The sequence below is a fragment of the Embleya sp. NPDC055664 genome, assembly GCF_053618075.1.
On record NZ_JBSHGZ010000006.1, the window covers coordinates 1 to 11969 of the forward strand.

Genomic DNA, 11969 nt, shown 5'->3' on the forward strand with positions numbered 1-11969 from the left:
GGCCTCCGCTGCACCGGTGTCGGCGCCGCCGCCCGCCCCCGCTCCCGCCGCAGCACCCGCCGCCACGCCTCCCGGCTCGGTGACGAGCCTGGTCCGGCAGGCCCCCTCGGCGACCACGCTCGGCCGGCGGATCAACGACGCACACACGATCGCCACCGACTTCGGCCTGGACGCGATCGCCGCCGAGCTGGACCGGTTGCGGGCGCGGATGCGCCGACCGGGGCTGCGGATCGCGGTGGTCGGCGAGTTCGGCCGCGGCAAGACGTCGCTGATCAACCGGCTGCTCGGCGCCCCCGTGCTGCCCGAGGGCCGGCACACCCCGGTGCCCCTGGTGGTCGTGGCCGGACCCGAGCCGCGCCTGGAGCTGCAGTTCGCCGACGGGCGCGCCGAGCCGCGTCCGGCGGTGGCCGCGGCCTGGGACGAGGTGTATCGGCTGAGCGAGGACCACGACTCGGACGCACCCCGCCTGGTCGGCGTGCGCGTGCTCGTGGCCGAACCCGAACTGGCCCGCCTGGACGTCGAGTTGGTGGACACCCCCGGGGTCAACGCGGGTCGGGGCAAGGGCGAGGACGCGGAGGATCTGGACCGCCGGACCGAGGACCTGGTCCGGCGTACGGTCGCGGCCAGCGACGCGGTGCTGATGGTGGTCTCCGCGAGCGCGCCGCTCGGCCTGTCCGAGACCGCGTTCCTGGAGGAGGAGGTGATCGCCCGGCACGTGCCGCGGATCACCGTGGTGGTGTCCAAGCTGGACACCGTCGACGAGGACGAGCGCGAGGACATCGTCGACTACCTCGGCGGCCGGGTGCGCCGCATCTCGCCGACCCTGCAGGTACTGGCCGGCCCGCATCGCGAGGACGCCTCGCCCGCGGCAGGCGTGTACGCGCGGATCACCGAATACACCACCTCCGGCGGCCGGCGCAGCATGCGCTCGCGCCAGACAGCGGGCCAACTGCTCGCGCTGCTCGACGAGATGGCGGGCCTGGGTCGGGACGGACTGGCCACCGCGGCGCTCGGCGAGGTGGAACGGCGGCGTGCCGTCGAGGAGTCCGAGGTGGAGATCGACCGCATGGCCGGCGAATGGGGCCGGGTCCGGGTCGAGCTCCAGCAGCGCCGCACGCAGACGTCGGAGAAGTTCCGCGAGCACCTGCAACTCTCGCGCGGGGACCTGTTGGACACGCTGCGCTACGAACTCGAGCGCGCGCCCGACGCCCGGACCTGGTGGGAGCGCGACCTGCCGTTCCGACTGCGCCGCGAACTGACCGCGCTGGCCAAGAAGTTCGAGGCCCAGCTGCACTCCAGCGTGCAGGCCGACGTGCAGTGGCTTGACGCGAAGATGAAGCTGCACTTCGGGCGCGGCAGCGCCTACCGCCTGGAGAAGGTCGAGCAGCTGTCCACCGAGTTCGAACTCGGCGAGGCGGAGTCGCTGGGCCTGAAGGACCTCAAGAGCCGCAAGCTGGCCTGGCGGATCGGCCCGACCGGTCTCGCCGTGCTCGGCGCGCTGCTGATCCCGCTCACCGGCGGCGTCGCCGCGCTGCCGATGGGCGCGAGCATGGCGGCGTCGGCCGGCGGCATGGTGCTCGGCGAGGTCAAGTCGACCTCGCTGACCGAGGCACAGCGCGCACAGGCGATGAAGGCCCTGGAGCCGATGGTCGAGGAGGTCCTCGGCGGCTTCTCCGAGGAGGTCTCCAAGCGGCTGCACACGCTGTACGCCGGAGTGATGGACGAGGCGGTGCGCGGCCAGCGGGCCTGGCGCACCGATCGGCAGACCGCGCTGGCCAAGGTCGGCGCCGATGGACCCGCATGGCAGGATCTGGTCTCGCGCAGCGAGCAGCTCGGGGTTCAGCTCAACACCATGCTGGGCGCCAGAGGCTAGTGCCGGACGCCGATGCCGGGACCGGAACAGGTCCCGGCATCGGGCAGCCGTCGAGGAGGGGAGCGGTCAGGTGGACACGGGTCACGGGGCGGCCGATGGGGCCTACGCGGGGTACGGCGCGTGGCGGGCACGGCAGGAGACCCTGGTCGGCCTGATCGATCGGCTCACGCCGATCGTGGCCGGACTGCGCATCGGCGCGGGCGTCAAGAAGCTGGACTCGCTGAAGCAGCGGGCCGCGTCCGAGGCGTTCAAGGTGATGATCGTCGGCGAGTTCAAGCGCGGCAAGAGCACCGTGATCAACTCGATGCTCGGCGAGAAGGTGCTGCCCTCCTTCGCCCGACCGTGCACCGCGATCATCAACGAGGTGACGTGGGGCGACACCCGCTCGGCGCTGATCTACCCGCTGGAGGCGGACGGCAGCGCCGGTGAGCCGCTGACCGTCGGCGTGGACGAGATCGCCGACTACGTCACCATCGGCGCGGACGACGACAACACCCCGAACCCGTACGAGCGGGCGGTGGTGCGCTGGCCGCTCGAACTGTGCCGCAACGGTGTGGTGGTGGTCGACTCCCCCGGCCTGAACGAGGCACCGGAGCGGGAGAAGGTCACCCTGAACTACCTCGAACAGGCCGACGTGCTGGTGTTCGTGGTGGACTGTCAGGCCGCGATGTCGCGCAGCGAGCAGCTGTTCCTCGACGTGCACGTCAAGGCGCGCGGCCACGAGGACGTCTTCTACGTCGGCAACAAGATCAACCTGGTCGAGGAGGAGGAACGCGAGGACGTGCAGCGGGAGATCCGCAAGCGCCTCTCGCCCTACCTCTCCCGCCCGGACCGGGTCTTCTTCGTCAACGCCCGGGCCGCGCTGACCGGTCGGCAAAAGGGCGACCCGGACCTGCTGGCCGGGTCCGGGATGCCCGAACTCGAACGCGGCCTGGAGGAGTTCCTGACCCGCGAGCGCGGACGGGCCAAGATCCTGTCCCCCGCCCGGGAGCTCAAGTATCTGCTGATCGAGGCGCGCGAGCAGATCGACCGCAAGGAGGCGCTGCTCACCCAGGACGTGGAGGAGTTGCGCGCCACCTACGAGCGGGTCCAGGGTCCGCTGACCCGCCTGGAGCAGAACCGGCGGGTGATCGTCGCGCAGATGGAGGAACACCTGCGCGAGACCCGCGGCGAGGTCGAGGGCGCGACCCGGCGGTTCATGGACCGGGTCGCCGCGAACATCCCGACCTGGGCGCAGGAATACGACCCGAGCAACACCGTCGGCGCCAACCCGTTCAACGCGCGGGAGAAGATGGAGGCGGCGGTCAAGGAGATCACCGACCACCTCTCCGGGCGGGTCCAGGTCGAGTTCGCGCAGTGGCAGGAGAACGAACTCAAACCGCTCGTCGCGCGCCGTGTCGAGGACATGGAGCGGATGATCGACGACGACGTGAAGCAGTTCGTCACGCGCATCGACGAGATCCGGGCCTCGCTCACCGCCGGCCCGATCGGCACGGAGGAGGACGGCAAACCCTCGACGCCGATCGAGCGACTGCTCGCCGACGCGGTCAGCTTCGTGCTCGACCCGGCGACCGCGGTCTCCGGCGGCAAGTTCAACCTGCGCTCGATGCTCACCGCGCTGCTCCCGCAGATCGCGGTCGGCACGGCGGCGTTCCTGGTCGGCCTCGGACCGTTCGTGATCCTGGGCGCGGTACTCGGCTCGACCGTGTTCAAGGGCGCGCTGCAACTGAACAAGGCCAACCGCCGGCTCAAGGAACAGGTGGCGGAGCAGGTCCAGCTGGAACTGCGCAAGCAGGCCGACACCGACGTCACCAACCTGGGCGAAGAGGTCGTCAAACAACTCCGCAAGATGCGCGACGCGATCGCCCAGGGCCTGGACGCGGAAATCAAGTCGATCCGCGACGAGGTCGGCGCGGCCCTGCGCACGAAGGAACAGGGTGAATCAGACGCAAAGCGCGAAAGCACCGAAATGCGCCGCTACGCCCAGGAACTGAACCGAGTAGACGAGTCCTTGGCCGACTTGATCATGGACGTAGCCATGTAAACGACCCCGCAGCCCCAGCCGGGCCGGCGCTCGAGCCCAAGCAACCGCACGGACACTTGAGGCCAAGCAGCCGGACCGGCGCTGGAGGCGAAACAGCCTCGCCGACGTTCGAGGCGAAGCAGCCCGGCCGGCGCTTGAGGCCAAACAGCCCCGCCGGCGCTTGAGGCGAACCAACCCGACCGGCGCATGAGGCCACCCAGCCCCGCCGGCGCTTGAGGCGAACCAACCCGACCGGCGCATGAGGCCACCCAGCCCCGCCGACGCTTGAGGCGAACCAACCCGACCGGCGCATGAGGCCACCCAGCCCCGCCGGCGCTTGAGGCGAACCAACCCCGCCGGCCGGACGGTCGCTAGTCGACCAGATCCCGCACGACCGCGTCGGCCAACAGCCGCCCCCGCAAGGTCAACACGACCCGATCCCCCGCACCGCGAACAAGCAGACCATCCGCCACCGCCCGATCCGCCGCCTTTCTCCCCACCTCCGTGAGGAGCGAGCGCGGAACCCCCTCCACCAGCCGCAGCTCCAGCAGGATCCGCTCGACCCGCCGATCCTCCGCGCCGAGCAACTCACGCCCCTGCCCAGGAGACGAACCCGCCGCCAACCGCTGCGCATACGCGGCGGGATGCCGCACGTTCCACCACCGCACACCCCCCACATGGCTGTGCGCCCCCGGCCCCGCCCCCCACCAGTCGGCCCCGGTCCAGTACAGCTCGTTGTGCCGGCACCGCGCCGCCGCGTCGGTCGCCCAGTTGGACACCTCATACCACCCGAGCCCCGCCGCCCCGAACGCCTCGTCCGCCATCAGGTAGCGGTCGGCGAGCACGTCGTCGTCCGGCATCGGCAGTTCGCCCCGCCGCACCCGCCCGGCCAGGCGCGTACCGTCCTCGACGATCAGCGCGTACGCCGAGACATGGTCCGGCCCCGCACCGAGCACCGCGTCCAGCGAGGCCCGCCAGTCGTCGTCCGACTCCCCCGGCGTGCCGTAGATCAGGTCCAGGTTGACGTGCTCGAACCCGGCCGCGCGCGCCTCGGCCACACACCGCTCGGGCCGCCCCGGGGTGTGCCGCCGGTCCAGGACCCGCAACACGTGCTCGCGCGCACTCTGCATGCCGAACGACAGCCGGTTGAACCCACCCGCGAGCAGCGTGTCCAGGTAGGCCGGATCCACCGACTCGGGATTGGCCTCGGTGGTCACCTCCGCCCCCGCCGCGAGCCCGAACTCGTCCCGGATCGCCCCCAGGATCCGGGCCAGGTCGGCGGCCGGCAGCAGCGTGGGCGTACCGCCGCCGAAGAACACCGTCTCCACCGGCCGATCCACGTCCCCCAGCAACCGCCGGGCCAGCCGGATCTCGGCGATCGCGTCGTCCGCGTAGGACCCCTGCGAGGCCGATCCGCCCAGTTCGGTCGCGGTGTAGGTGTTGAAGTCGCAGTAGCCGCAACGCGACGCGCAGTAGGGCACGTGCACATAGAAGCCGAACGGACGGCTCGCGCCGGCGAACTCGGCGAGCGCGGACGCGGGCAGCGAGCCGTCTTCGGGCACGGGCAGACCGTCGGGGGGTGCGGAGGGCATCTCCCCATTGTCCACGAGCACGCGACCGACCCGCCGCGGGCAACCGCCCTCAGGTGACCAGCGTGCCCTTGTACATGTCGTCCAGGACCGCCGCGTACTCCTTCTCCACCACCCGCCGCTTCACCTTCAGGCTCGGCGTCAGCTCACCGCGTTCGACGCTCAGGTCGTGCGGCAGGATGGCGAACTTCTTCACCGTCTGCCACCGCTGCAGGTCGGCGTTGAGCCGGTCGAGGTAGTCCGCGACGAGCGCCCGGACCTCCTCGGCGCCGACCAGCTCCTCGTACGACCTGCCCCGCAGTGCCGGCTGCCCCGCGGCCCAGCCAAGGAGCGCGTCCGGGTCCAACGTGATCAACGCGGAACAGAAGTTGCGGCCCTCCCCGTGCACGAGGATGTTGCTCACGAACGGGCACAGGCCCTTGAACCGGCCCTCGATCTCGCTGGGCGCGACGTACTTGCCGCCCGAGGTCTTGATCAGGTCCTTCTTGCGGTCGGTGATCCGCAGATAGCCGTCCTCGATCACGGCGATGTCGCCGGTGCGCAGCCAGCCGTCCTCGGTGAGCACGTCGGCGGTCGCCTCGGGGTTGTTGTGATAGCCCTGCATCACCGCCGGGCTGCGCACCAGCAGTTCGCCGTCCTCGGCGATGCGCATCTCCGAGCCGGGCAGCGCCGGACCGACGGTACCGATCCGGTGCCGGTCGAAGCGGTTGACCGAACTGCCCGCGCTGGCCTCGGTGAGACCGTAGCCCTCCAGGATCGGTATGCCGATCGCGTCGAAGAACTCGGCGACGTCGGGCGAGAGCGCCGCGCTGCCGGAGATACAGCCCTTGAGCCGACCGCCGAACAACGCGCGCAGCTTGTCGAAGACGAGCCGGTCGGCCACCCGATACTTCGCCTCGAGCACCGCGGACGGGCTCCGGCCGGCCTGCCTGACCTGCGACATCTCCCGGCCGACGCCGATCGCCCAGCGGAAGACGCGGTACTTGAGGCCGCCCTCGGCCCGCACCGTCATGTGCACGGAGTTGTACACCTTCTCGAACACGCGCGGCGCGGCGGCCATGAACGTCGGCCGCACGATCGGGAGGTTGGTGATCAGCTTGGGGATCCGGCCGTCGATGGCGGTCGGATAGCCGATCCGGATCTGTCCGCAGACCATCACCTTGCCGTAGCAGTGCGCGAGCGGCAGCCACAGGTACTGGAGTTCGTCGGCGTCGTTGTCCCCGATCGCGGCCTGCGCGGCGGCCTGATACGCCCAGGTGTCGTGCGAGAGCCGGACGCCCTTGGGCCGACCGGTGGTGCCGGAGGTGTAGATGAGGGTCGCGAGCCGGTCCCGGGTGATCGCGGCGACCCGGGTCTCCACCAGGTCGGGCTCCTCGACCAGCCGGGCGCGGCCGAGGTCCTCCAGTTCGGCGAGGGTGATCACCCAGTCGTCGGCGGGCTCACCCTCGGGCCCGGGTTTCGGCGGGTCGAAGACGACCACCTTGCGTATCGCGGCGAGGTCGGCCCGCGCGCCGCGCAGCTTGGCGAGTTGGATGTCGTCGGCCACGAACGCCATCACGCTGCCGGAGTCGGTCAGGATGAAGGCGGCCTCGTCGGCGTTGGTGGTCGGGTACACGGTGGTGGTGGCCGCGCCGGCGCAGATCACCCCGAAGTCGGCCAGCACCCATTCCAGCCGGGTCTCGGCCACGATCGCGACCCGGTCCTCGGCCTCGACCCCCAGCGCCACCAGCCCGGCGGCGATCGCCTTGGCCCGCTCGCCCGCCTGCCCCCAGGTGACCGAACGCCACTCCTCGCGGTCGCCGTCGCCCACCGCGACCGGGTGGCGGTACGCCTCGTTGTCGGGCGTGGCCCGAATCCGTTCCAGGAAGTCCACCGCGATGGACGGCGAACGGTTCTCGATGGCGGCGGACTCTGAACTCACTTCGGCCTCCGTGTCCAGGGCGGTTTCCGGGGTGTGGTGGTGGTGCCGAGCGGTGTCGCGATCGCATACCCGTATCGGTACCGGTATGCGCGTGACCGGGGTGAGCATCGAAACCGACCAACCGGTCTGCGGAAGATGTCGATGAAGGAATCAGACGATGGAGCGTGGTTGGTTCGGGTGCGCGGCTCGGCCGACAGGTTCGGTACAGCGCGGGCAAAACACGAAGCGGGTGCATCGATTCTGCCCGATGCACCCGCAACGTACGCTGCTCGAGGGCTACGCGGTAGTAGCTTTTTCGGATCAGTTGCTGAATCGAGTAATCGATTCTCCTCCCGGGCGACCTACGTCGCCCGGATGTCCTATTTCAGCCCTGTCTCGGTCCTGACCGCAGCCACAACCACGACCCTGACCACAGCCCTACCCCATCCCTACTTCCGCCCGCCGCTGTCGTCGGTGGACAGCGCCGCGATGAAGGCCTCCTGCGGCACCTCCACCCGGCCGACCATCTTCATCCGCTTCTTGCCTTCCTTCTGCTTCTCAAGCAGCTTGCGCTTACGGCTGATGTCACCGCCGTAGCACTTGGCGAGCACGTCCTTGCGGATCGCGCGGATGTTCTCGCGGGCGATCACCCGCGCCCCGACGGCGGCCTGGATCGGCACCTCGAACTGCTGACGCGGAATCAACTCGCGCAGCTTCTTGGTCATCTCGACGCCGTAGTTGTACGCCTTGTCCTTGTGCACGATCGCGCTGAACGCGTCGACGGCCTCGCCCTGGAGCAGGATGTCGACCTTGACCAGTGCGGACTGCTGCTCGCCCGTGGTCTCGTAGTCGAGCGACGCGTAACCGCGCGTCTTGGACTTGAGCGCGTCGAAGAAGTCGAACACGATCTCCGCGAGCGGCAGCGTGTAGCGCAGCTCGACCCGGTCCTCGGAGAGGTAGTCCATCCCGATCTGGACGCCGCGCCGGGTCTGGCACAGCTCCATGATCGTGCCGATGTACTCGCTCGGGGCCAGGATGGTGGCCCGCACCACCGGCTCGTGCACCTCGGCGATCTTGCCGCCGGGGAACTCGCTCGGGTTGGTCACGGTGTGCTCGGTGCCATCCTCCATGACGACCCGGTACACCACGCTCGGCGCGGTCGAGATGAGTTCCAGGTTGAACTCGCGCTCCAGCCGCTCCCGGACGATCTCCAGGTGCAGCAGCCCCAGGAAGCCGCAGCGGAAGCCGAAGCCGAGCGCGACCGAGGTCTCCGGCTCGTACACCAGCGCGGCGTCGTTGAGCTGGAGCTTGTCCAGCGCGTCGCGCAGCTCGGGGTAGTCGGAGCCGTCCAGCGGATACAGGCCGGAGAACACCATCGGCTTCGGGTCCTTGTACCCGCCGAGGGCCTCGGTGGCGCCGTTGTGCAGGGAGGTGATGGTGTCACCGACGCGGGACTGCCGAACGTCCTTCACGCCGGTGATGATGTAGCCGACCTCGCCGACGCTCAGGCCGTCGGACGGCTTGGGCTCGGGCGAGATGACGCCGATCTCCAGGAGCTCGTGGGTCACCCCCGTCGACATCATCTGGATGCGCTCGCGCTTCTTCAGGTCGCCGTCGACCACGCGGACGTAGGTGACCACGCCGCGGTACGAGTCGTACACCGAGTCGAAGATCATCGCGCGGGCCGGCGCGTCCTTGACCCCGATCGGCGGCGGCACCAGGCGTACGCACTCGTCCAGCAGCTCGGGCACACCCACGCCGGTCTTGCCGGAGACCTTGAGCACGTCCTCGGGGTCGCAGCCGATGATGTGCGCGAGCTCCGCCGCGTACTTCTCGGGCTGGGCGGCCGGGAGGTCGATCTTGTTCAGCACCGGGATGATCTGGAGGTCGTTCTCCAGGGCCAGGTAGAGGTTGGCGAGCGTCTGCGCCTCGATCCCCTGAGCCGCGTCGACCAGCAGGATCGCGCCCTCACAGGCCGCGAGCGAGCGGGACACCTCGTACGTGAAGTCCACGTGGCCGGGGGTGTCGATCATGTTGAGGATGTGGATCTGCCCGTCGGGGGCCGTCCACGGCAGCCGCACCGCCTGCGACTTGATGGTGATGCCGCGCTCACGCTCGATGTCCATGCGGTCGAGGTATTGCGCGCGCATCTGCCGCGCATCGACCACGCCGGTGATCTGAAGCATCCGGTCGGCAAGCGTCGACTTGCCGTGGTCGATGTGGGCGATGATGCAGAAGTTCCGGATCAGCGCCGGGTCGGTACGGCTGGGCTCCGGCACGTTCACTGGCGGGGTCGCGGGCACGCGGGCTTCCAGATTCTCGATCGGGTGGACTGGCGAGGGTCGGGCGAAGGTCAAGCAAAGGTCAAGCTCGGATGTCGCGAGTGCCCTGTGCGGGCCGCGGGTGATCGTGATCGGATCACGCGCCGGAGCACAGGTGTCCTCCATATCGTCCCATGCGGCATGGGTACGCCGCGTTGGCGGCGGGGGTCGGGGGTGTTCGGCGGGTCGGGGCGGGGTCGAGGTGGGGTCCGGGCGGGGTCGGAATGTGGGCCGTGTCCTTGCCGACCGCCGGCTGCTGGTAATCTGATGGATCGCGTGTGGCGTACGTGTCTCTGCCACGCAAGTCAACGTCCGGACGGGCCCTCTCCCTGGATCGGATCCCGACCTAGTACTCAGAAGGCTCTTTCGTGGCGAACATCAAGTCCCAGATCAAGCGCAACAAGACGAACGAGATTGCGCGCCAGCGCAACAAGGCCGTCAAGTCGGAGCTGAAGACCTTCGTGCGCAAGGCGCGCGAGGCCGCCGAGGCCGGCAACGTCGAGCAGGCCGAGGCGCTGACCCGCCTCGCGGCCCGCAAGCTCGACAAGGCCGTCAGCAAGGGTGTCATCCACAAGAACCAGGCCGCCAACAAGAAGTCGGCCCTGGCGAAGCGTGTCGCGACGGCCAAGGCCTGACTCGCAACACCGGTCACCATGGCGTGACACCCGAGCGCACCGCGCTCAACACACCTACAAGGGCGCCGCTCCCCACCTGGGGGGCGGCGCTTTTGTGGTGCGCGGGGGGGGGGAGGCGGCGATGGGGTGTTGGCCGCCGGGGCATGGACCATGGGCGGAGAAGGCGCACGCGGCGGCGGGCCGGGGCGGAGGCGCACGCGGCGGCGGGCCGGGGCGGAGATGGAGTGGTTTCTCCTCCGCTTCGCTCCGTCGGGGGGAAGGGGGGGACGTTGCCGCTGCGCGGCGCTTGGTGGTTCCGGCTCCGCTGCGCTCCGCCGGTGGTGGAGGGAGTCCGGCTCCGCTTCGCTCCACCGCTGCCTGGATCGGACCGGGGCCGAGTCGTGGCGGGATGGAGTGGGGCGGAGCGGTTCCTGGCGCCTGCCGCTCGGCCGGGTCAGCACTCGGGGTGGGTTGTTGGAGCAGGGCGATCGTGTCGTCCGGATGCGAAGCGGCGAGCGAGCGCTTCGGGCCGCCGCTGGGATGGTGGTGATCGCGATGGTCAGGCGTTGCGGGCGGTGGAGATCGTCACCACGGCCTTTTCCAATGCATACGCGGGATCCATACCGCCGCCCTTGACCGCCGCGTCGGCGTCGGCGACGGCGGTAAGGGCTCGGACAATGCCGTCCGGAGTCCAGCCGCGCAGCTGTTGCCGAACCCGGTCGACCTTCCACGGCGGCATGCCGAGATCGCGCGCCAGATCGTTCGGCCGGGCGTTCCGGGGGGCGGCGCCGACCCGGGCGATCTGCCGCACGCTCTGTGCGAGCGCACTCGTGACCATGACGGGCGCGACCCCCACGGACAACGCCCAGCGCAACTGCTCCAGCGCCTCGGCGGTACGCCCCTCGACGGCCTTGTCGGCGACGGTGAAGCTGGACGCCTCGGCAACGCCGCTGTAGTAGCGCGAGACCACTTCCTCGTCGACCACACCGTCGACGTCCGCCATCAACTGACTGCACGCGGAGGCCAACTCCCGCAGATCGTTGCCGATCGCCTCGACCAACGTGCGACAGGCGTCCTCGGTGAGCGAGCGCCCGGCAACCCGAAACTCCGCCCGCGCGAACGCGATGCGATCCCCGACCTTGGTCACCTTGGGACACGCGACCTCGCGCACACCCACCTTGCGCACCGCGTCCAACAGCTTCTTGCCCTTGGGCCCGCCCAGATGCGCGAGCACCAGCACAGTCTCCTCGGCCGGATCGGCGATCAACCGCGTGACCTCGCCGACCAGATCCGTCCCAAGGTCTTGCGCGGACCGGATCACGATGACCTTGCGCTCACCGAACAACGAGGGACTGGCCAGCTCGGACAACATTCCGGCCTGCAACGCCCCCGGCGCCAAGTCCCGAACATCCGCCTCGGGATCCTGCGCCCGCACGGCGCGCACCACATCCCCGATCGCCCGATCCACGAGCAACTCCTCGGCCCCGACGACAAGCGTCACCGGCGCGAGCGGATCATCCTGCATTCGTCTGGCCACCCGACCAAGCATCCCACGCCCAACAGACACCCCACCCACCCACACCGGGCGAGGCTGCCCCCATCGTCCCCGCAACCCGCCTCACCCCGCCCCGCCCCGCCCCTACCTGCCC

The 11969-nt window shown here is 69.9% G+C and carries 7 protein-coding genes; 3 read left to right on the forward strand and 4 right to left on the reverse strand.

The genetic code is table 11. The features are described from left to right. Both ACWGR4_RS12440 and ACWGR4_RS12445 read left to right on the forward strand, forming a co-directional pair. The coding region (locus ACWGR4_RS12440) for a dynamin family protein (protein WP_452134202.1) at positions 1–1873 on the forward strand (1873 nt) is incomplete at its 5' end. 70 nt (positions 1874–1943) lie between these two features. Then, complete coding sequence (locus ACWGR4_RS12445; RefSeq protein ID WP_452132361.1) at positions 1944–3917, forward strand: dynamin family protein; 1974 nt, start codon at positions 1944–1946, stop codon at positions 3915–3917. Between the two features lie 350 nt (positions 3918–4267). Here the strand turns inward: ACWGR4_RS12445 and hemW are convergent, their stop codons facing one another. From hemW to lepA, 3 genes are all read right to left on the reverse strand, one after another. Then, a complete protein-coding gene (gene hemW, locus ACWGR4_RS12450) occupies positions 4268–5488 on the reverse strand; it encodes a radical SAM family heme chaperone HemW (protein ID WP_452132362.1) in 1221 nt (406 codons plus the stop codon). Positions 5489–5537: 49 nt separating this feature from the next. Further along, on the reverse strand, positions 5538–7406 hold the full coding sequence (locus ACWGR4_RS12455) for an AMP-dependent synthetase/ligase (protein WP_452132363.1): 1869 nt from the start codon (positions 7404–7406) through the stop codon (positions 5538–5540). A 428-nt stretch (positions 7407–7834) separates the two neighbouring features. Beyond that, the gene (gene lepA / locus ACWGR4_RS12460; RefSeq protein WP_126638507.1) at positions 7835–9688 is read right to left on the reverse strand and encodes a translation elongation factor 4; all 1854 of its coding nucleotides are present in this window, start codon (positions 9686–9688) and stop codon (positions 7835–7837) included. Positions 9689–10074: 386 nt separating this feature from the next. Here lepA and rpsT point away from each other — a divergent pair, with 386 nt between their 5' ends. After that, positions 10075–10341: a 30S ribosomal protein S20 gene (rpsT, locus tag ACWGR4_RS12465; RefSeq protein ID WP_078977364.1), complete on the forward strand. Its 267-nt coding sequence runs from the start codon at positions 10075–10077 to the stop codon at positions 10339–10341. Between the two features lie 538 nt (positions 10342–10879). Here rpsT and holA read toward each other — a convergent pair. After that, on the reverse strand, positions 10880–11869 hold the full coding sequence (gene holA, locus ACWGR4_RS12470; RefSeq protein WP_380003157.1) for a DNA polymerase III subunit delta: 990 nt from the start codon (positions 11867–11869) through the stop codon (positions 10880–10882). Between the last annotated feature and the right edge of the window lie 100 nt (positions 11870–11969).

Coding starts and splice junctions, on each gene's coding strand:
- hemW (WP_452132362.1), bottom strand. CDS start 5,488: ATGCCCTCCGCACCCCCCGACGGTCTGCCCGTGCCCGAAGACGGCTCG.
- holA (WP_380003157.1), bottom strand. CDS start 11,869: ATGCTTGGTCGGGTGGCCAGACGAATGCAGGATGATCCGCTCGCGCCG.